Consider the following 21,802-nt stretch of genomic DNA (forward strand, 5'->3'; position numbering starts at 1 on the left):
TTACTTAACAAAAGAAATAGGTTTAACAATGAAAACATTTAATTGGTTTCCTGGTCATATGAAAAAAACTTTTGACCAAATTAAAAATAATTTATCTTTGGTTGATATTGTTTTAGTAATTTTGGATGCAAGAATTCCTCTTTCAAGCCTCAATTCTCAAATTTTTTCTTTAATTAACCAACGCCAAAAACCCCTCCTTATTTTGCTAAATAAATTTTCTTTAACTGATCCTTGTAAAATCAATAATTTTATCGCTAATTATCACAAAAAACAAATTCCTGTTTTAACAATTGATGCTATCAAATCCCCTAAACTTCAAGAAATATATCAAAAAGCTTTAACAACAATCAAAGCCAAAAATCCCCTTTTTAAATCTAGAAGAATAGCAACCCAAACTCCCAACATTAAAGCTATGATTGTAGGAACTCCCAATGTTGGCAAATCAACTTTAATTAACAGTTTTGCCCAAAAAAAAGTTTTAAAAACAGCTAATTTAGCAGGCACTACAAAAAGCATTCAATGGATTGACATTGCTAAACCCAATATCCAGTTTTTGGATACTCCAGGAGTTTTGTGGCACAATTTTTCTGATCCTCGCATAAGCTTGGCATTAGCACTTGCAGGCTGCTTTAAAGATTCCATTTTACCTTTAGAAAAATTAGGCATTCACGCACTTTGCTATCTTATAAAACATTATGGTGCCAATTTGCAAAAACGCTTCAATTTAGACCAAAATGATTTATCTAACCCTAATTTAGTTGATATTATCGGACAAAAAAGAAATATTTATACTAAAAATCAAAAAGTTGATCAATCTAGAGTTTATCAAATGTTATTGCAAGAAATAAGGCAAGGTAACTTAGGGAAATTAAATTTTGACTTAGATGTTTTATCTCTCTTTGAAAAACTTTTCTAAAACCCAACCAACCACCAAACCAAAAAATAGAAACGCAAAACAATTAATTACCCAAACTAACCATATCTTTTAATTGAGGGAGCCCAAAAAATGAAATCAAAAGTTATTATAGTAGAATCTCCTGCTAAAACCAAAACTTTAAGCCGTTTTTTAAATGACGAATTTTTAATTTTATCTTCCAAAGGTCATATTAGAGATTTGTCGCTAAAAGGCAAAGACAGAATGGGAATTGACATCGAAAAAGGATTTATTCCTAAATACAGCATTATCAAAGAAAAAGACAATATCGTAGAAACTCTTATCCAAAAAACTAAAGGCAAAGAAGTGCTATTAGCAACCGATCCTGATCGCGAAGGAGAAGCAATTGCTTGGCATTTATCACAAATTCTTAATTTAGACCCCCAAAAAACTAATAGAATTGTTTTTCGAGAAATTACCAAAGAAGCAGTCTTAAAAGCTTTGCAACAACCTCGCAAAATCGATGAACTATTAGTGTTTTCACAAGAAACTCGCAGAATGCTAGACCGCATTATTGGGTTTAAACTGTCGCGTTTGGTAAGGAGACTCAAATCACAATCAGCAGGAAGAGTGCAATCAGTTGCCCTTAAATTAATTGTTGATTTAGAAGAAAAAATAAAAGCTTTTGTCCCTGAAGAATACTATATTATTACTGCTTTTTTTAAAGATTTTCAAGCAGAATACCAAAATCCTTACAAAGGCAAAACCAAAGCCAAAGAAGCTTTTAAAATTGTCCAACAAATAACAGATAAACCCTTTTTAGTTAAAGAATTAAAACAAAAAGAAGCCAAACAATCACCCAAACCACCCTTTATTACATCTACCCTGCAACAAGAAGCCATCAACAGCCTAAATATAACTTCTAATCAAGTTATGAGAGTTGCTCAAAAACTTTATGAAGGAGTTGATATTTTAGGTGAATCTATAGGGTTAATTACTTATATGAGAACAGATTCGCAAAGACTTGCAGACAGCTTTGTTAAAGATGCTCAAAAATTAATTAAAACACAATATGGCAAAGAATATTTAGGTACTTGCAAAACCAATAAAAAAGCTCAGTCGCAAGACGCTCACGAAGCTATAAGGCCCACTGATTTATCCAAAACGCCCGAAAGCCTAGCCCCTCATCTTGATAAATACGAAAATAAACTCTATAAACTTATTTATCAAAGAACTTTGGCTTCTTTAATGACACCTGCCATATTTCAAAAAACCCAAGTTTTTTTTGAAGTTGCAAACCATATTTTTTTAACTGAAGGTTTGATAAAAACTTTCGATGGCTATCAAAAAATTTTGCAAGATGGCACCAAAGACAAAATTATTCCTTCCTTTAAATTAAATGAAACTTATTTGCCTCAAGAAATCCAAAATTTACAAAAATTTACTAATCCTCCAGCACGCTTTTCTGAATCCACTTTGATTAAAACTTTAGAAAAACTAAATATTGGAAGGCCTTCTACTTACTCTCAAATCATTTTTACCCTCAAAAAAAGAATTTATGTTGATTTAGTAGAAAAACGTTTTGTTCCTACCGAACAAGGAATTTTGACTGCTAAAAACTTAGAATTGTTTTTCAAACAAATTATTGATGTTAAATATACTGCCAAAATGGAAGAAAATTTAGATAAAATCTCTTCAGGATTAGTTAATAATAAAGAATTATTGCAAGAATTTTATGATGCTTTCAAACAACTTTATCAAATAGCCGATCAAAAATTAGAAAAACCAAAAGATATCGAAACCGAACAAAAATGTAATTTATGCAATGCCCCTTTACTCATCAAAAAAGGACGCTATGGTAATTTTTTAGGTTGCAGTCGCTTTCCTGAATGTAAAAATATTGTTTCTTTAAAAGAAAAATCAAGTTCTGTAGAAACAAATCCTTCTATGCAAACCGAACAAAAATGTAATTTATGCAATGCCCCTTTACTCATCAAAAAAGGACGCTATGGTAATTTTTTAGGTTGCAGTCGCTTTCCTGAATGTAAAAATATTGTTAAAATTAAAAAAACTTAAGTTTTTTCGATGAAAAACATAAAAAATTTATTTCATATTTACAATATTTTCAAGTCATTTATATAACAAAAAAGACTATCAATCGATAGTCTTTTTTTAATTTATGAATTTATTTAAAACTTTTTGGTTGCTTTTCCTTTTTTAATTTATATACAAAACTAACACATACAAAAACCATAAACATTAACATAATGAAATTAGCACTGAAATTGGCAAATCCATATGCATTATTTATTTTAATGCTTGTTTTTTCTTCATTTCCAAACCAAACATTTCTAAAGAAATAAAGGGCAGGTATTCTGAAAAGAAAAACACGACCAAAACTTAACAACAAATCATATTTAGGTTGTTTAGCTGCAATTAAGAAAGTAGAAAAAACTTCTAATTGAGTAGTTAATAGACCAGTTGTTAAAAGAGCACCCAACACAAAGGACTTAAATTCTGGGTTTTTTGCATGAAACATATCTAATGTCATTTGGTCTTTTTTTTCTTTGCCTAAATTTTTAAAAAATAAGCATAAATCATCACCAAAACCAAGCCCACAATATTCTTTAGGAGCACAAATTAAATAAGTAACTGCAAATACTAAAAAACAACAAAATGAGACAAGCATTAAAGTTTTAATTGCTCTTTTGTTATTTTTGTTCCCTAAGTTTTCAGAAACAATCATTAATTGTCCTTCTTTTAACGAAAACGATATTTGAGCAAAAAAAGTAATAATGCTATCAGCAACTCCAATTGCACCTAAGCCGCCCAAACCTTTAAATTCGAAAGGAGTTCCAGCTAAAAATGGTTTATCAAATGTGCTATCTACCATAAATAAGGTAAACATTCTTCCGCCTTCATAAATAAATTTGCCTATTGTTAAAGTAATACTTAATTTCAAAATAGTTTTAAGTAATTTTTTGTCTTGGAAAAAAGTTTTAAAAGAAAAATCGCCTAAACTTAAAAATAAAGGATTTTTTTTGTTAAAAAGAGTGAAAAAAGCAACTATTGTAATAAATAAATAAGCAAGACATGAAGCTGTTTGCAACCCTAAAACATTGGGACACAACGCTTCTAAACCAATGACTTTGATGCCAAAACATAAAGTACTTAATCCAATTTTTAAACCCATCATAATACAGTTTAGAACCAAAATTTTTTTAAGTTTTCCCAAAATTCTTTCAATTCCTAAAAAGAAAACATTAATAGCAGCTAAAATAGTGCCCAACATTTGTAATCTAAAAGCGTTAATGCAAAGATTTTTTTCCTCAGTTGTTATTGCCTTTGGTACTCCGTTAATTACTTTTTCCTTTAAAAAAAGACTACAAATAGGGCTGGAAAAACCAATCATAACACAAGCTACAACCAAACTTACTATGAATAACAAAACAAAAACGCTAGATGCTATTTTACGAGCTTTTAAAGATTTGACATTTTTATTTTTACCCACTTCGCGCGAAATTAATGCAACTCCTGTAATTCCTAAACAAACTCCTACTGCTTCTACAATGGTTTGAGCGGATTTGGAAAATTGAATGTAGCTTTGGGTTGCTCCTTCTAGACCAGCTCCAAAAAAAGTATCAACACTACCGAAACAAGCTTTAAAAACATTAAAAACAATAATAGGCAAAGAAATAATCCATAAAGCTTTTAATAAGTTTCCCTCCAAAACAAGCCTACTTATTTTATCTTTTTTATTAATTACTTTGTTTTTCGTCATTTATTTAAAAAACCTTCCTTTTGATTTGAAATTAATTGAAATAAATTTATAAATTATTATATTTATTTTTATTGCATTTGTTGTGCAAAAAAGTATAAATTTAAAAAAACAAATGGCAGTTATTTTTTGCAGTTTTAAAAGTGTTTGTTTGTATCTTTTTTGTCAAGGTAAAAATTAATTATTTTTCAAAAAAACATTTTTGCCTTTATTTTAAGGATTTTTAATTAAGGATTTTTAAAGGTTTTCAAAAAAAAGATTTTAGGTTTAATTGGTTAAAGTTTTTGTTTTCTTTTAGCAAGCATTTGATGAAAAACATAACAAAAAAAATGCTTATTAAATCTAAAATAACTGCAAATTGTTTTCTTAACTACTCTTTAAGTATAACATATAAAAAAATAAGTGTTAATATTTTTGCTACTCCCAAAGATAAAAAAAACTAAAAAAAGGAAATCCAAATCCAAAAAGCTAATAAAATTATTCCAAAAAAACAACTTCATTATTTTTTTGCAAACTTATTTTTTCAATTGTTTTATTTATTTTAGCCAATAAATATTTGTTGCAATATTTTGTTTTATTTTGCGAAAAAGCCCCCAATATCACAAAATTTTTACAAAAAGAACAAAAATAATACGTTTTAATTGCAATATTTGATTAAATCGTATACAATTTAAATGTAGCTGTTAATAAATCAAAAAATTCTAAGACTAGCATAAAAAGTTTTTTCATAAAAATTTTCATAAAAAAAGATTAGTTAGTTTTTGAAATACCTAAAAATTTACTTAAAATAATAATTTATAATTTGGATAAAGACACAAAAAAGACAGTTAAAACAAAAACCAAACTAATCATATTATATTTTATTATTTTTTTTAAACGCTTTGGAACTTTTTCAAGTACACTATTTTTTTACTTATTAGCATTTAACAACTATTTATTTCATTTATTTTAATTTTGGCTCGCGCACGCGGATTTATTAAAAAAACATTCATCAAACTAATCATTTAACAATATTTACAATATTTCAAAAATATAAAGGAGACTTAATTTTAAAATGAAAAATGAAAACCAAAAAGCAAAAACAACAACAAAAGAAAACAAAAAAATTGCTGTGTTAACTTCAGGCGGCGATGCTCCTGGAATGAATGCAGCTATTCGTGCTGTAGTTTTTGAAAGCGCTAAACAAGGATTTGAAGTTTTCGGCGTAAAAGATGGTTATTTAGGACTTTTTAATAACCAAATCGAAATCTTAAAACCTCAAACATTTCCTCGTGTTCTTAATGTGTCTGGTACTTTTTTGGGAACTGCTCGTTTTTTAGATTTTCAAAATAATTTAGATGTTCGCAAGCAATGCGCCCAAAATTTAAAAACTTTAGGAATTGATAAATTAGTTGTAATTGGTGGTGATGGTTCTTATAAAGGAGCATCCAAATTGCACGAACTTGGCATCAAATGCGTAGGACTACCAGCCACCATTGACAATGATATTTGTGCCACTGATTTTACTATTGGATTTAGCACTGCTCTCAATAATATTGTAGATGCCATCGAAAAATTGCGCGATACTTCTGTTTCTCACAACCGATGCAGTATTATTGAAGTGATGGGACGCCACAAAGGGGATTTGGCTTTATTTGGTGGACTTGCTGCAGGAGCAGACGTTATTGTTACTCGCGAAAATCTTTTATCCCAAAAAACTATTTGCCAAAAAATTAAATCTTTGCGCCAAGCAAACCAAAGATATGCTATTGTAGTTGTCACTGAACATATTTTTGATGTTGCAAGTTTAGCCAAAGAGGTAGAAAATTACAGTGGTTTCGAAACTAGAGCCCAAGTTTTAGGACACATTCAAAGAGGTGGTAAACCAACTGCAGAAGATCTAGTCCTTGCTTTTAGAATGGGAAGTTATGCCGTTTCTTTATTGCAACAAAACATTTTTAATTGTGCTGTTGGCACTTGCGGACTTAATTTGCATTACACTACTTTTGGTGATCTTTTTGAAAAAACTTATGAAAAAAATGAATTATTTAATGTATTAGCTAAATTGTTGTAAAATGATTGTAGAATAAAATATTTTATTTATCAAAATTAATTTTTGTACTTCCAAATCCCAAACCCCAAATAAATTACAATTGATTTTGATATAAATACTAAAAAAATAAAACGGAGTATATTTATGTCTACTGAAAAAATCATTTGCCACACCCTTCCAAACCTGCCAACCAAACCCCAAATCATTTAAAAGACCTATTTGGATCAATTTAATTATTCTTACTTTTCCCATTGCTATTTATTTGTTATTTCAACAATTATCCGTATCCATTGATTTTTATATTATTAGGAACCAACCCAATTCCAGCACCAATTTAGATAAAACCATCTCTTATATGGCACAAATTAAAAAAAATTTGCAAAGTGTTGCTATAGCTTTAGGTGGAGCAGGTGTTATTTTATTAGCTAGAGAATACAAAAAAAGAATTTTACTAAAGCCAAACAATACGCTACCCTAGCTTTTTTATTGGCAATTATTTCTTCTTTATTCTTTTTAGTGGTTTTGGGTTTAGGTGTCCTTTTACCAGCTCCATTTGGAGATATATTTTTAAATAAAAGTTATCATAGCCAAAATGGACTTACATATTATTATCTTATTTTAATTACTTTTGTAGCTATTACTATGAATGCAGTTTTTATTGGATTAGAACGCGCCAAGGAAAAAACTAGATTTGTCTTAATCCTTAATATTTGTCTTATTATTACAAGAATTAGTATTTCTTTTGCTTTTAAAGCAATCAAACAAAACCAAGTTAATTTAATTGATTTAGCCCTAGCTGATTTAATTGCTAATTTATTGTTTACTTTGGTAACTTTTTATTGTATGTTTAGTTCTAAAAATATTTTTAAGTTGCAATTTAAAAACCTAGTCTTTTCTAAACGCACAGTAAAAACTATCCTGAAATTAGCAGTAACATTAATTATTGCCAAATCTACTTATGAAATTGGTAAACTCATTATTATTGCTATGATAGACAGTTATTTTACCAAAGATCAAGAAAACTTAGTAGATATTTTTGGATTTGTTATGGCAGTTAATGGTATTTTTTTATGCTATTTCTAATTCTTTTGAAGATAGTCAATCTGCTATGGTATCTCAAAGTGTTACTTTTCAAAGCAATAGCAAAACTTTTAAAATCTTTAAAAATGTTGTTGTAATTACTCTTATTATAGGAATTATTGGAGTATTTATAAATCAATTTTGTGGTGAACAATTATTGCGTGCCTTAAAACCTGAAAAAGTTTTTACCACACAAGAAATAACATCCTTTAAAGAAATCCTTAATTGGGAACAAACTTCTTTGTTTTTTTTCTGTATGGACTACTTTAATGATGGGTTATGTCGCATCTTATAAGAAAAATGCTAATCTTATTTTTGTAATTAATCTTTTAAGAGTTGTTTTAAGAATAACTATTTTATGGTTTTTGCATGACATTTTGCCCCAATTAAAAGATGTTTCAATTCCTGATGCTACTCAATGTGGTTTAAGTACTTTTGGAAGCAATATTATTGTCTTTTTGACAACTACTTATTTATTTGTATCTTTTTTGCGTCAAAAAAAACCAACCAAACCCCGCGTTTTAAGAAAAATAAAAATAATGCTTTACAAACCAAAATTATTAAATAAAAATTAATACAATACTGAAAAACATTTAAAAATATTTAAACATTTAATAAATGAGAATAAAATATTTAATAAATTATAACAAAGCACCAAATAATAAATAATAAAAGGAGTAAAATTACACAATGTTGAAATTAAACCTTGAAGGGATTTATAATTTTTTAGATTGGCACAATTATGCCCAAACTTTTGCCCCTCAAATCAAAGTCATAAACCAAAAATTACATCAAGACCAACAACTAAAAGAAAAATATTTGGGTTGGTTAGAACTACCCTTACATTTTGATTTCCAAGAACTTGAAAAAATGAAACAACTAAAAAATTCCCACCCCAATTTAGATGTTTTAGTAGTAATTGGCATTGGAGGCTCTTATTTGGGCGCCAAAGCAGGAATTGAATTTTTGCAAACGCCCTTTAAAAAAACTAAGCCAGAAATTCTTTTTGCAGGTCATCAAGTATCAGGCAATTACTTAACTAATTTGCTCCATTATCTTAAAGACAAAAATTGGGCAATTAATGTTATTTCAAAATCAGGTATCACTTTGGAACCAGCCCTTGCTTTTAGAATCTTAAAAAAAGAAATAGAAGAAAAATACGGCAAACAACTTGCCAAAAATCGTATTTTTGTAACCACTGACAGCCAAAAAGGCGTTTTGTTAAATTTAGCCCTTAAAGAAGGTTATCAAACATTTGTTATTCCTGATTCTGTGGGTGGAAGATTTAGTGTTTTTACAAGCGTAGGCATCCTTCCTTTTGTTTTTGCTAATTTAGATGTTGTCTCAATGATGAAAGGCGCTTTGCAAGCTTATCAGGACACTTTTCAAGAAGACCTTTTTCAAAATCAAGCCTATCAGTACGCTTTAGCAAGGTATTTGCTTCACACCCAACAAAACAAAAAAATGGAACTATTGGTAAGTTACGAACCGCATCTCCTTTCTTTTTCGGAATGGTGGAAACAATTATTTGCTGAATCTGAGGGCAAAGAAGAAAAAGGGCTTTTTGTAGGAGCCACCAACAATTCTACTGATCTACATTCCTTAGGGCAATTTATCCAAGAAGGCACCAAAATGCTTTTTGAAACAGTTTTAAATGTTACATCAACAAAAGATGATTGCGTTGTTCCTCACATTCCAAACGAACTTGATAATCTTAATTATGTAGCTGGAAAAACTTATTCACAAATTAATCAAAAAATTCTTCAAGCCACTAAACAAGCCCACATTGAAGGCAAAGTTCCTAATTTAGAAATTGTCATTCCTACTTTGGATGCATATCATTTTGGATATTTAGAGTATTTTTTCCAAAAAGCTTGTGCAATGTCAGGTTTGTTGTTAGGAATTAACCCTTTTAATCAACCCGGAGTAGAAATATACAAACAAAAAATGTTTGCTTTATTAAAGTCATAATTGCAATTATTACAAAAATATTCATTTATTACACATTAAAATACATTTTTTAGCAAAAAAACCATTATAATATTTATGGTTAGTAAATTTAACTATTTGTCCCACAAACAAAAGTTATTTTATTTTTCATTTTATAATTAAAAGCCAATTTAAAAAAGGAGTATTAATTATGCCATATATTGAAAGTATTTTAGCGCGCGAAGTGCTAGATTCCAGAGGAAATCCTACATTAGAAGTAGAAGTTTATACAGAATCAGGAGCGTTTGGAAGAGCTATTGTTCCTTCAGGAGCTTCTACCGGACAATACGAAGCAGTTGAATTGAGGGATGGGGATGCCAAAAGATTTTTAGGTAAAGGCGTTTTGCAAGCTGTTAAAAATGTTACTGAAGTTATTCAACCAGAATTAGAAGGTTATTCTGTCTTAGAACAAACTTTAATTGATAAATTATTAATTAAACTTGACGGAACTCCTAACAAATCTAATTTAGGAGCTAACGCTATTTTAGGTGTTTCTTTGGCTTGTGCTAAAGCTGCAGCTAACTACTTAAATCTTGAGTTTTATCAATATGTAGGAGGCGTTTTACCTAAACAAATGCCAGTTCCTATGATGAATGTTATCAACGGTGGAGCTCATGCTTCTAACAGTGTTGATTTTCAAGAGTTTATGATTTTACCAACTGGAACAACATCTTTTAAAGAAGCTTTACGTTATGGGGCTGAAGTTTTTCACCATTTAGGAAAAATCTTAAAACAAAAAGGACTTCCAACTACAGTAGGAGACGAAGGCGGATATGCACCCGACCTTAATTCTAACGAAGAAGCCTTACAAATCATTTTGGAAGCTATAAAAAGTGCAGGATACGAGCCAGGAAAAGACATTTTTTTAGGAATGGACGTTGCAGCTTCCGAGTTTTATGACAAAAAACTTCAAAAATACGTTCTTGCATCTGAAAATAACAAAGCTTTTAGTAGCCAAGAATTAGTTCATTATTACGAAACTTTAGTTGCTAAATATCCAATTATTTCAATCGAAGACGGACTTGATGAAAATGATTGGGATGGATGGAAATACTTAACCCAAAAATTAGGTAACCAAATCCAATTAGTAGGGGATGACCTATTTGTTACTAACACCCAAAAATTAGCTCAAGGAATTGAAAACAAAATAGGGAACTCTATTTTAATTAAATTAAATCAAATAGGAACTCTAACAGAAACCCTAGAAACAATTGAAATGGCAAAAAAAGCTTCTTACACCGCTGTTATTTCTCACCGTAGTGGCGAAACCGAAGACACAACTATTGCTGATTTAGCTGTTGCTACTAATGCGGGTCAAATTAAAACTGGTTCTTGTTCACGTACTGATCGTATGGCAAAATACAATCAATTATTAAGAATTGAAGACCAATTAGTAGAAGCTCCTTTTTTAGGATTAAAAACTTTTTATAATTTGAAAAAATAAATCCCAATTAAACACAAAACAAAAGTGATTTAATAATACAAACAATACAAAAACAAAATAACATTATTATTGACAAAACCATCGTTTAAGATGTTCTTTTGAGGTAAGGAGTTTGGGAATATGACTAAAAAATTTGTAGGATTAATTATTTTAGATGGCTTAGGCTTAACCGACCAAAAAGAAAATAACGCTTTTCATTTGGCAAAGACTCCCTATCTAGATTATCTTTTAAAAAACTTTCCCAATACCACTCTTAAAGCCTCAGGTGAAGAAGTGGGTCTTCCCCAAGGTCAAATGGGAAATAGTGAAGTAGGACACCTTAATTTAGGAGCAGGAAGAGTTGTTTATCAATCGCTTACTCAAATTAATAAAGCTATTCGTGATAAATCTTTTTTCACCAACAAACAATTTCTTCAAGCCATCAAACATGTTAAAAAAAACAACAGTAAAATGCATCTTTTAGGACTTATCTCTGATGGAGGAATTCATTCTCATTTAGATCATTTTAAAGCTTTATTTGATTTATTAAAAGAAAACAATTTAGCAAACAACACCTTTTTACACGCTTTTACTGATGGAAGAGACACAAGTCCTCATTCAGGTATTAACTACATCAAAGACCTTCTTGATTATGGCTTTAATATTGCTTCTGTTGTTGGTAGATATTATGCTCTTGACCGTGATAACAATTGGGACCGCATTAATTTAGTCTATAATATGCTTACATCCAAACAAGCTCCTGTTATTGACTTGCCATTAGAAAACACTATACAAAATTTTTATAATCAAGGCATTACAGATGAATTTATCACTCCTTTTATTACCAATCCAAATGGTTTAATTAATGATAATGATGCAGTTATTTTTGTTAATTTTCGTCCTGACCGCGCCATGCGTCTTGCAACTGCTCTATCTAATCCTTGTGCTACTAATGCTTTTTGTTCTGAGGGTAAAACCAATTTTTGCGGTACTAAATTATTAAATAATCTTTTTTTAGTAACAATGACTAAATACAGCGTTCAAGTTAAAAGTGTAGTTGCTTTTGAAAAAATAACTCTAAAAAATATTTATGGTGAAGTAATTGCCAATTTAGGAATGCACCAACTAAGAATTGCAGAAACTGAAAAATATCCTCATGTAACTTTTTTCTTTGATGGTGGCAAGGAACTGCAATTAAAAAATGCAGATAGAATCTTAATTCCTTCTCCCAAAGTAAAAACTTATGATCTTAAACCCGAAATGAGTGCTTTAGAAATTACCACCCATGCTAAAACTGCTATTTTATCTGGTAAATACGATACTTTAATTCTTAATTTTGCAAATCCTGATATGGTAGGACATACTGGTTTTTTAGATGCTACCATTAAAGCGATTCAAACAGTAGACAGCTGTCTTAAAGAAGTTTTAAATGCCATTTTTGCAGTTAAAGGCAAAGCCTGTATTGTAGCAGATCATGGAAATGCCGAACAAATGACAGATAACCAAGGAAATCCACACACAGCTCATACCACTAATTTAGTTCCTTTCATCGTTACAGATAAAAATGTTGTCTTAAAACCGGGATCTTTATGTGATGTTGCACCCACAATGCTAGATTTATTAGAAATTAAAAAACCTCAAGAAATGACAGGAAATAGTTTAATTAAAAAACTAGTTTAATCATTAACTTTATTATTTAAGAATACCATAATTAATTATTTAAGTGATTTTGATTACTTATTTAGCTAATAATTTTGAAAATAAAAAATCACAAAAAAACAATTTATTAACCATTTATTTATAACTTTATTATTTATATTACATCATATTTATAAATTTATTAGTTATTTTATTTTTTTGTGTAGTATCGGAGTAAATTATAATGAAAAAAGACAAACAAATAAAGATTTTTGGGTTTCACCCTTTAATGTTTCTTTTTTTTGTAGCTGTTTGTGCTTTACATCTTTTTGCAGTTAAAGAATGGGGAATAAAAAAATTATATCACCCTCTTTTAACCCCTTTATTTATTATTTTTGTCTTAGGATATGGTCTTAATTTTATTGGCGATAGTGTCCCTTATTTAAATAAAATAGGATTAGGATTTTTGCTTTGTATTTTTGTTCCTTCTTATTTAGTTTATAAAGGATGGATACCGCAAGATTTAGCAGACAAATGTAATGAAAATTTTTTCAGTACCAAAACACCAAATAATCATTTAGGATCTGATTTTGCTAACTTTTTTATAACTTGTGTTATTGCTGGAAGTATTTTAAGTGTTGATAGAAATTTATTAAAAAGATCGCTTTCTAAGTTTCTTCCTTTAACATTAATTGTTTGTTTAGTAGCTATTTTAAGTGTTGGTTTTGTAGGATTCTTATTTAATTATCAAAAACCAGAAGGGTTTAGCACTCAAGGTTCCTTTTTAGACTCTATTTTTTATGTAGCTGTTCCGTTAACAAATGGAGGAACTAATTTAGGTATTAATGGTTTTGCAAATGGTATTTATAAAGATGCTTTTCCTCAATTAGATCAAAAAACTATTAGAACAGCAATTATAGTGCCTTTAATTATGGCTAGATGTTTAAGTATTTTATTTGCTGGCTTAATGTATGTTATTTTTGATAAAACTAAATTTAGTGGTAAAGGAAAATTAGAATACAAAAACAATAAACTTACACCCAAACCAACAGAGAAAAAATCTCCTTTAGAATATAAAAATATTGGTATGGGTTTAACGATGATTTTTGTATTATTTAGTTTAAGTGGTCTTTTAAATAAATTATTATGGGGTTATTTAGAATCGTTAGTTTATTTTATTCTTTTCTTAATTTTGATTAGAGTTTTTAATTTATTATCACAAGAAAATCAAAGTCATATTTCTCAAGCAGGACAAGTAATATCTAAAAATTTCACTACTCCTATTTTAGCAGGTTTGGGAATGACAGTTAAATGGCAACAATTAATGGGAGGAATAAAACAAATACCTGTTTTAACTATGGTTTTAACTGCTTTATTGGTAGTTGTTTTAGTATCCTTTGTTCTTGCTAAAGATTTGGGTTTTTATCCTTTTGAAACATCTCTTACAGCTGGTTTAGGTGCTTTAAGTGTAGGAGGAACTGGACATTTAGGAATAATGTCAATAAGTAAAAGAGACAATTTATTACCTTTTATTATGATTGCTACTAGAATTATTGGACCTATTATCTATACTTTGGCTTATTTCTTATTTAAATTTTTTTATATGTCATAATGTCATAATTTAACTAATTTTGACAATCATTTTTATATTTTAAAAAACAAAAAAGGATGTAGTTATTCATGAACAAAACTAAAATAATTTGTACCTTAGGACCTGCTTCTTATGATAAAAACATTTTACAAGCCTTAATTCAAACAGGTTTGAATGTAGCAAGATTTAATTTTTCTCACGCTCAATACGAACAAACTAAACTTTTAATGAAAACCATTAAAACTATTAGCGATAAATTAGACAAACACACAGGACTTATGTTAGATACTAAAGGACCTGAAATTAGAACTCACGAATTTGATGGTGTAGTAACAATTCAAAAAGATTCTGAAGTAAAAATATCTATGACAGAAGTTTTAGGTAATGCTAAACTTTTTTCAGTTAGTTATTCTAATTTATACAATGAATTAAAAGTTGGCGATATGGTTAATATTGATGATGGATACTTATCTTTGGAAGTTGTAGGCAAAGACGAAGTCAAACAACAATTAGTTACTAAAGCCAAAAATACTCACTCCATCAAATCTCGTAGAGGTGTAAATGTTCCTAAAGTTAATTTAGAAATGGATTTTATTTCTCCTAAAGATTATCAAGATATTGTTTTTGCTGCCCAACAAGATTTTGATTATATTGCTGCTTCATTTGTTAGAAGAGCTCAAGATGTCAAAGATATTAGAAAAATTTTACAAGAACAAGGAAATTCCAACATCCAAATTATTTCTAAAATAGAAAATCAAGAAGGTGTTGATAATTTAGAAGAAATCATTCAAGAATCAGACGGTATTATGGTTGCAAGAGGTGATTTAGGAATAGAAGTTGATTGTGAATTAGTACCACTTTACCAAACACGTATGATTACTAAATGTTTAGAATACGGCAAACCAGTTGTAGTAGCTACTCAAATGTTAGAATCTATGCAAAGAAATCCGCGTCCAACCAAAGCTGAAACTTCTGATGTCTTTAATGCAGTTAGAGAAGGCACCACCTTTACTATGCTGTCGGGCGAAAGTGCTTCAGGTGAATATCCTGTAGAAGCAGTAACTTATATGAAAAAAATTAATTATCAAGCTGAAAAAGTAGTTAATTATCAAGCTTTATCACAAGTATACCAACCTAAAAACTCCAAAGGAAACCTTTTATTAAGTGCTGTGGAATTGGCTTTACGCACCGATGTTAAAGCAATTGTTGTCTATGACTTAAAAGATGCTTATAATGTTTCTAAATTTCATCCATCCGTTCCTGTTTTGGCTTTAGTTAAAACTGAACAAGAAGCTCGTCGTTTAGTACTAAATTTTGGGGTTTGTCCTTTTGTTTCTGAAACCAAATTACAAACTAAATTGGAAGAACTTACCCAAAATCAAAGTAGTAATTGTCTTGTTGTTAAAGATGGGATGCTTTATTTTAAATAATAACATTAAATAACAACGAACCAAGCATACATCAAAAAAACATTCAAATTATAATTTAGGTAGTTATTACCTCATATTTTATATTAAAAAAACAGTAGATTGCAAATTCAATCTACTGTTTTTTTTTAAATTTTGTAATAAAGTGTTTTTGATTGTCCTGTGTGTTTAGAATATACATTAATTTTTCTAAGACTTTTGATATGAGTATTTGATAATAAACCTTCTATTTTGTAGTTATAAAAAGGAAATTTTAACTCTAAATCTAGTCCATCAAGTGAACAAGGCACTTCAATTTTACATTTAACAGGAAAAGTGGCAATAATTTCATTGGTGTTAATATTTTTTAAAGCAATGTGTTTGACATTCAAATAAGAAGGTCCACCTAAAAAAGATCCTTTTTCATAAATAAGGTCAGTGCAAAAGTTGTTTTGAATAAAGTTTTTGTCATTAAAAGGACTTTCATCTTGCCAAAGAATATACATATTTTGAGCACCATTACCTAAAGTTTTTAATGCCTCCAAAGAATAACAATTATTAGCTTTATCTCTTGTGCCTCCATCAAAATAAACTAATAAAAGGTTTTGGGGTGGTGGTTCTTTGATTCGTGAATCAAAAAAAACTGTGGATTGGATAATTTGAGAATTATACAAACCATAAGAAAAGTTAATTTGATAATGTTGATTAGAAAAGTTTTTTCGTAACCATTCTAATGCCATATCTTTATCGCTTTTTTTCCCTAAATATACATTATAAATGTTCATTCCTTGGATTTGAGATTCCAATTGAGGTTTAATTTGATCACTAAATTGATTATCTAGTTCTTTGGGTTTGTTTTTTTCATTTTCCAAAAGTAAGATTTGTTCTTTTAAATCAATAATTTTTTGGTTTTGGTAAACTAGTTTTTTTTGCACCACTTTTCTTTTATTTTTGGCTTTTTGTAAATGAGGATTTTTTTTGATAGTTTGTGTGTTGTTGTTTGGGTTAGGTTTGGGAGTTGCTTTTGGTCTGTATTTGGGTGTTTCTTTTATTTCTTCATTTTCTTCAATTTCTGTTATTTGTGGATACAATGTTTTTTTTCCTTTTTGATTGGGATTATCTAAATTGTTTTCTTTTGCTTCTGGAGCTTGTTTTTCGATTTTTTCATTTTGGTTTTTTGGTAAATCTTGTAAATCATTATAATTAAAATTTTTAGAGGATAAAGAAGTATTTTTAGTAGAATTTTGTGAAGCTTCTAAAGCAAAAAAGTTATTTTGCCATCCTAACCAACCAAATATTATTAAAAGTATAGAAAAGATTATTATTACAATAATTATGTTTTTTTTAAAAGATGGTATTTTCACTTATCTTTTTTTCCAACATTTCTATTTTATTTTTTATAAATTTATAAATATAAAATAAAAAAGAGGCTATAAACCTCTTTGATATTTTTTAATTATGAATGAGTATTTCTTTTTTTAAAAATAACAAAAAGCAAACTTAAAAAAGTGATGGAAATTAATATAATGCAAGCAATAACAATATAAAATCCATAATTTGTATTTTTGTTATTATCTGTTTTTTCGCTTGTTATTTTAGGAGATAATATTGTTTGTGAGTTGTTTTGCAACTCTTCTTCATTGGGCATAGAAGTTGTTAATGTTTCAGATAAAGTATTGCCATCATTTAATAAAAGTGCGACTGCTTCTTGAACTTTTTGCATAACTAAGTCTTTAGTTGAATCTGGGTTTCCTACTTCTTCTGCAATTACATTTTCAATTGTTTCATCTAATTGATTTTGTTTTATGGTTGAGTCAAATGGAATATTATATTTTTTTTTAACTTCCGCAATAAACTCTTCTTTATTTATTTTTTTAATTTGATAAGTTAATTTAGCTTTTCCTTTATATTTAGGAGATTTATCCAATGCTTCAATGGTTATATAACCTTTTGAGCGATCTTTTTTAGGAAAATAAATATCTTCTTTTGTAATTACTAAACCATTATTTTTACTTTCAATGGCATTTAATAAATCCTCATTAGAAATCAATGCTTCACTGTGAATTTTATTTAATTCTATATCCCCTAAAGCTTTATTTTGAATTAAAACATTTAGGTCTTCTTTTACATTAAAAATAACCTCTACTTGACCTTTAATTTTTTTAGAATTTTCTTTTGCTTTGACAGTTGCTTTGTTATTGTTTATCGAAACAACTTCTAAATCGTCTCCAATAGCAAGACCACTTATATTTTTTTGATTTTTTACAATTTTTTCAATGATTTTTTTTTCATTTGGTGCACTTTCAAAAGATCCTATATTTTTTTCAATAGTGCTGATATCTATTGGTTCTGTTGGAGCAGCTTTTAAAGTGTAATTAAAACTTATTACAAATAAGATCAAAAGTAATAATGCACTTAAACAATAAATAAACCTTTGTTTTAAACAAGGTTGTTTTTGGTAAATATTTTTCAATGATTTTATTTTTGCTTTCTAATATCTTAATCTTTGCAAAATCCAAATGTACAAATTTGTAAAATGCAAAAAGTTTAAGATGAACTAAAGAATTTTAAACGAATTTATTACTAGCGGTTTTTGAAAATTTCTCGAATTCCTTTAAAATCCACTAATATTATAACTGAATCAAAACGAAAAAGAAACACTTTTTTATTTTTTATAAAAAAAATATTTTTCTTCTTTTAAATGCTAAAATAATGTTAAAATTTAAGTATTAAGATGTAGATAAAGTATAAAAATAAATGTAGAATTAATATTTTGTTTTTCGCCTTTCCCTCTTATTTTTGCTCAAATATCTGCTTTATTATATAGATTAATATTGATTATTATGACCGAAATTAAAAAAATACCTTATCTACGCTTACATTTTATTTTGTGTTTGTGTTTTTGATTTTGCAAGTGTTTCCAACAAAATATACAAACAAAAAACAACACAAGCAACAAACAAAAAAATTAAAATTAACAAAATTAACAAAAAAAATAAAAATAATAAAAAAGAGGTTAGAAAATGATTGATTTTAAAAAAGAGGTTTTAAAAAGAAAAGACGCCTTAATTGAGGCTTTGCAAACATTATTAAAAATTAACACTGAACTTACCACCTTTGATTCTAATAGAACAGGCGCTCCTTTTGGCGAAGGAAATCAACAAGCCCTTGATTTTATGCTTGATTTAGGCTCCCGAAGCGGCTTTAAAACCCTGAATTTAGAAGGATACGCTGGTCATATTGAATACGGAAACCAAAAAGAATGGGTTGGTATGATTGGTCATTTGGATGTAGTGCCAGCAGGAACTGGTTGGGGCTATCCACCTTATGCGGCTTTAATTGTTGATGGCACGCTTTATGGCAGAGGAACTCAAGATGATAAAGGTCCTACAATGGCAGCTTTCTGGGCTTTGAAAATATTGCACGAACTAAATTTGCCGTTTTCCAAAAGAATTAAATTAATTTTGGGTGTCGATGAAGAAACTGGATTTCGTTGTATGAAACACTATTTTAAACAAGTCCCTGAATTACCTGTATCTGGTTTTGTTCCTGACAGCCATTTTCCTGCTATTTATTGCGAAAAAGGAATTGGGGATTTTACTTTTGAAGGCACAGTTTTAGATAATAGAATTGTAAGTATTCAAAGCGGGCAAGCCTCTAATGTTGTTCCTGATTGGGCACAAGCAGTTCTAAAATTTGATCCTAACTACTCAGATTTATTTCATAATTTTGTTAAAACCAACAGCATCAAAGCCACTTTAGAACCACAAGGCGATTTGTTAAAGCTTGAAGTTCACGGCGTTTCTGCGCATGGTTCGACTCCTGAAACAGGAAAAAATGCCCTTTATGATTTGATGAAAGTTCTTAAAGCATTGGGAATTACAAATACTTTGGTTGATTTTTTTGATCAATATTTGGTAGATAGTTTGGATGGAAAAAAATTAGGCATTAATCACTTTGATGAAGAAACTTATAATTTGGTTTGTTTTTCTGGAGTTTTAAAATTAGAAAATAATCAAGCTTTTTTCACTCTTAATTTAAGATATCCTAAAGGAATTACATTTGAAAAAATCCTTTTTCAATTGGAAAAAGCAGCCAAGAGCCAACATTTTTGCCTCAAAACTACCCTTCATCATCCCATTATGTATGTTGATCCTAAAAGTGAATTAATGCAAACATTATTAAAAGTTTATCAAAAACATACTAATGATTTAGTTTCCAAACCTATGTGTGTGGGTGGTGGTTCTTTTGCAAAATGCGCCCCTAATTTAGTACCTTTTGGACCTACTTTTGTCGATGAAGTTTCTTTAATTCATCAAAAAAATGAATCTATTTCAATTGATAAATTAATTACCTTAACTGCCATTTACACAGAAGCTTTATATGAATTAGCAAAATAAAATTAACAACCTATTGTTTTTAAAACCAGACATTTGGCATCCAACTTTGCTACTTGCAAAAACTTCAAAAAATTAAAAATTTATCTCTATATTTCACAAAAATTTAAAAGTTCATTTTTCCATTACTTGTGTTTATAATTATTTGGATTATTTTGATACAAAAACATAAAAAATTATCCATCCAAAGTTTTAAAGGGGTTATAAAAAAAAATGATTGATTTTAAAAAAGAGGTTTTAAAAAGAAAAGACGCCTTAATTGAGGCTTTGCAAACATTATTAAAAATTAACGCTGAACTTACCACCTTTGATTCTAATAGAACAGGCGCTCCTTTTGGCGAAGGAAACCAACAAGCCCTTGATTTTATGCTTGATTTAGGCTCCCAAAGCGGCTTTAAAACCCTGAATTTAGAAGGATACGTTGGTCATATTGAATACGGCAACCAAAAAGAATGGGTTGGTATGATTGGTCATTTGGATGTAGTGCCAGCAGGAACTGGTTGGACTCATCACCCTTATAAAGGTTTTATTGCCAATGAAAAAATTTATGGCAAGAGGTGCACAAGATAATAAAGGACCTACAATTGCTGCTTATTTTGCTTTAAAAATCTTGAAAGAACTCAAATTGCCTTTATCAAAAAGGATTAAATTAATTTTGGGTGTGGATGAAGAAACTGGATTTCGTTGTATGAAACATTATTTTACTAAATTGCCTGAAGTGCCTGTGTCTGTTTTTGTTCCTGATAGTCGTTTTCCTGCTGTTTACTGTGAAAAAGGTCTTTGTGATTTTTCTTTGCAAGGTGTGGTATTGGATGACAGAATTATAAGTATTAAAAGTGGTAAAGCAACAAATGTAGTTCCTGATTTGGCACAAGCAGTTCTAAAATTTGATCCCTCTTATAAAACTTTATTTAATAATTGTTTGCCTAAAAACGATACTAAAGCCACTTTAGAACCGCAAGGATATTTGTTAAAAATAACTTTTTATGGAAAATCAGTACACGGTTCGACTCCAGAAAGAGGCAAACACGCCCTTTATGATTTGATGAAAGTTCTCAAAGCGTTAGGCATTACTAATAATTTAGTAATTTTTTTTAACGATTATTTAGTAGATAGCTTAGATGGTCATAAAATAGGAATTTTTCACTTGGATGAAAAAACCACAAGTTTAACTTGTCAATCAGGTTTTTTGATATTAGAAAAACAACAAGCTTTTTTACTCTTAATTTAAGATATCCTAAAGGAATTACATTTGAAAAAACCCTTTTTCAATTGAAAAAAGCAGCCAAAAAGAATCAATTTCTTTTAAAAACTGATTTTCATTATCCTATTATGTATATCAATCCCAATAGCGAATTAATAACAACTTTAGTAAATATTTATCAAAAACATACTCATGATTTTTTAACTGCGCCTTTGTGTAGTGGTGGTAGAACTTATGCTAAATGTGCCCCTAATTTAGTTCCTTTCGGACCTGTTTTCCCCAATCAAAAGTCTTTAGCTCATCAAGTGGATGAATCTATTTCAATTGACCAATTAATTACCTTAACTGCCATTTACACAGAAGTTTTATATCTTTTGTCCCGATAAACAT

The 21,802-nt window shown here is 29.0% G+C and carries 19 protein-coding genes; 16 read left to right on the forward strand and 3 right to left on the reverse strand.

Features of this window, described 5'->3' with window-relative positions; translation table 11 throughout:
• Positions 1–28: 28 nt before the first annotated feature.
• Positions 29–916, forward strand: a complete 888-nt coding sequence (gene ylqF / locus HGD80_RS00420; RefSeq protein ID WP_219475006.1) for a ribosome biogenesis GTPase YlqF — start codon at positions 29–31, stop codon at positions 914–916.
• 90 nt (positions 917–1,006) lie between these two features.
• On the forward strand, positions 1,007–2,950 hold the full coding sequence (topA, locus tag HGD80_RS00425) for a type I DNA topoisomerase (protein WP_219475007.1): 1,944 nt from the start codon (positions 1,007–1,009) through the stop codon (positions 2,948–2,950).
• Between the two features lie 109 nt (positions 2,951–3,059).
• On the opposite strand, the gene HGD80_RS00430 is transcribed toward topA, so the two are convergent.
• Complete coding sequence (locus HGD80_RS00430; protein WP_219475009.1) at positions 3,060–4,655, reverse strand: multidrug transporter; 1,596 nt, start codon at positions 4,653–4,655, stop codon at positions 3,060–3,062.
• 1,051 nt (positions 4,656–5,706) lie between these two features.
• Between HGD80_RS00430 and HGD80_RS00435 the strand changes: the two genes are divergently transcribed.
• From HGD80_RS00435 to pyk, 10 genes are all read left to right on the forward strand, one after another.
• Positions 5,707–6,705, forward strand: a complete 999-nt coding sequence (locus HGD80_RS00435) for an ATP-dependent 6-phosphofructokinase (RefSeq protein ID WP_219475010.1) — start codon at positions 5,707–5,709, stop codon at positions 6,703–6,705.
• Between the two features lie 241 nt (positions 6,706–6,946).
• Entirely contained in the window at positions 6,947–7,162 is a 216-nt protein-coding gene (locus HGD80_RS04685) for a hypothetical protein (RefSeq protein ID WP_225904371.1), read from the forward strand.
• An 8-nt stretch (positions 7,163–7,170) separates the two neighbouring features.
• A complete protein-coding gene (locus HGD80_RS04690) occupies positions 7,171–7,767 on the forward strand; it encodes a hypothetical protein (protein ID WP_225904372.1) in 597 nt (198 codons plus the stop codon).
• Positions 7,742–8,059, forward strand: coding sequence for a hypothetical protein (locus tag HGD80_RS04695; RefSeq protein ID WP_225904373.1), 318 nt, complete (start codon positions 7,742–7,744; stop codon positions 8,057–8,059). Before HGD80_RS04690 ends, HGD80_RS04695 begins: the two co-directional genes overlap by 26 nt.
• Positions 8,034–8,339 carry a hypothetical protein gene (locus HGD80_RS04700; protein WP_225904374.1) on the forward strand — a complete coding sequence of 102 codons (306 nt, stop codon included), beginning with the start codon at positions 8,034–8,036 and terminating at the stop codon, positions 8,337–8,339. The genes HGD80_RS04695 and HGD80_RS04700 overlap by 26 nt, the downstream gene beginning before the upstream one ends.
• Before the next feature lie 115 nt (positions 8,340–8,454).
• Positions 8,455–9,735: a glucose-6-phosphate isomerase gene (locus tag HGD80_RS00445; protein WP_219475013.1), complete on the forward strand. Its 1,281-nt coding sequence runs from the start codon at positions 8,455–8,457 to the stop codon at positions 9,733–9,735.
• 169 nt (positions 9,736–9,904) lie between these two features.
• Complete coding sequence (gene eno, locus HGD80_RS00450) at positions 9,905–11,197, forward strand: phosphopyruvate hydratase (protein WP_219475016.1); 1,293 nt, start codon at positions 9,905–9,907, stop codon at positions 11,195–11,197.
• 120 nt (positions 11,198–11,317) lie between these two features.
• Positions 11,318–12,856: a 2,3-bisphosphoglycerate-independent phosphoglycerate mutase gene (gene gpmI, locus HGD80_RS00455; protein ID WP_219475019.1), complete on the forward strand. Its 1,539-nt coding sequence runs from the start codon at positions 11,318–11,320 to the stop codon at positions 12,854–12,856.
• 202 nt (positions 12,857–13,058) lie between these two features.
• Complete coding sequence (locus HGD80_RS00460; protein WP_219475020.1) at positions 13,059–14,426, forward strand: 2-hydroxycarboxylate transporter family protein; 1,368 nt, start codon at positions 13,059–13,061, stop codon at positions 14,424–14,426.
• A gap of 68 nt (positions 14,427–14,494) precedes the next feature.
• Positions 14,495–15,835 (forward strand): pyruvate kinase, encoded by a 1,341-nt coding sequence (pyk, locus tag HGD80_RS00465; RefSeq protein ID WP_219475023.1) that lies wholly within the window; start codon positions 14,495–14,497, stop codon positions 15,833–15,835.
• A gap of 125 nt (positions 15,836–15,960) precedes the next feature.
• On the opposite strand, the gene HGD80_RS00470 is transcribed toward pyk, so the two are convergent.
• Both HGD80_RS00470 and HGD80_RS00475 read right to left on the reverse strand, forming a co-directional pair.
• Positions 15,961–17,175 carry a hypothetical protein gene (locus tag HGD80_RS00470; protein ID WP_219475025.1) on the reverse strand — a complete coding sequence of 405 codons (1,215 nt, stop codon included), beginning with the start codon at positions 17,173–17,175 and terminating at the stop codon, positions 15,961–15,963.
• 92 nt (positions 17,176–17,267) lie between these two features.
• The gene (locus tag HGD80_RS00475; protein ID WP_225904375.1) at positions 17,268–18,284 is read right to left on the reverse strand and encodes a hypothetical protein; all 1,017 of its coding nucleotides are present in this window, start codon (positions 18,282–18,284) and stop codon (positions 17,268–17,270) included.
• Positions 18,285–18,834: 550 nt separating this feature from the next.
• On the opposite strand from HGD80_RS00475, the gene pepV reads away from it, so the two are divergent.
• The 4 genes from pepV (at position 18,835) to HGD80_RS04715 (ending at position 21,798) form a co-directional block, all read left to right on the forward strand.
• Positions 18,835–20,211: a dipeptidase PepV gene (gene pepV, locus HGD80_RS00480; RefSeq protein ID WP_219475027.1), complete on the forward strand. Its 1,377-nt coding sequence runs from the start codon at positions 18,835–18,837 to the stop codon at positions 20,209–20,211.
• Positions 20,212–20,421: 210 nt separating this feature from the next.
• Positions 20,422–20,778, forward strand: coding sequence for a hypothetical protein (locus tag HGD80_RS04705; RefSeq protein WP_225904376.1), 357 nt, complete (start codon positions 20,422–20,424; stop codon positions 20,776–20,778).
• A complete protein-coding gene (locus tag HGD80_RS04710; protein ID WP_225904377.1) occupies positions 20,744–21,439 on the forward strand; it encodes a M20/M25/M40 family metallo-hydrolase in 696 nt (231 codons plus the stop codon). Before HGD80_RS04705 ends, HGD80_RS04710 begins: the two co-directional genes overlap by 35 nt.
• Positions 21,440–21,480: 41 nt before the next feature.
• A complete protein-coding gene (locus HGD80_RS04715) occupies positions 21,481–21,798 on the forward strand; it encodes a hypothetical protein (RefSeq protein WP_225904378.1) in 318 nt (105 codons plus the stop codon).
• Positions 21,799–21,802: the final 4 nt, after the last annotated feature.

Source organism: Paulownia witches'-broom phytoplasma, from assembly GCF_019396865.1.
Taxonomy (GTDB): Bacteria; Bacillota_I; Bacilli_A; order Acholeplasmatales; family Acholeplasmataceae; genus Phytoplasma; species Phytoplasma asteris.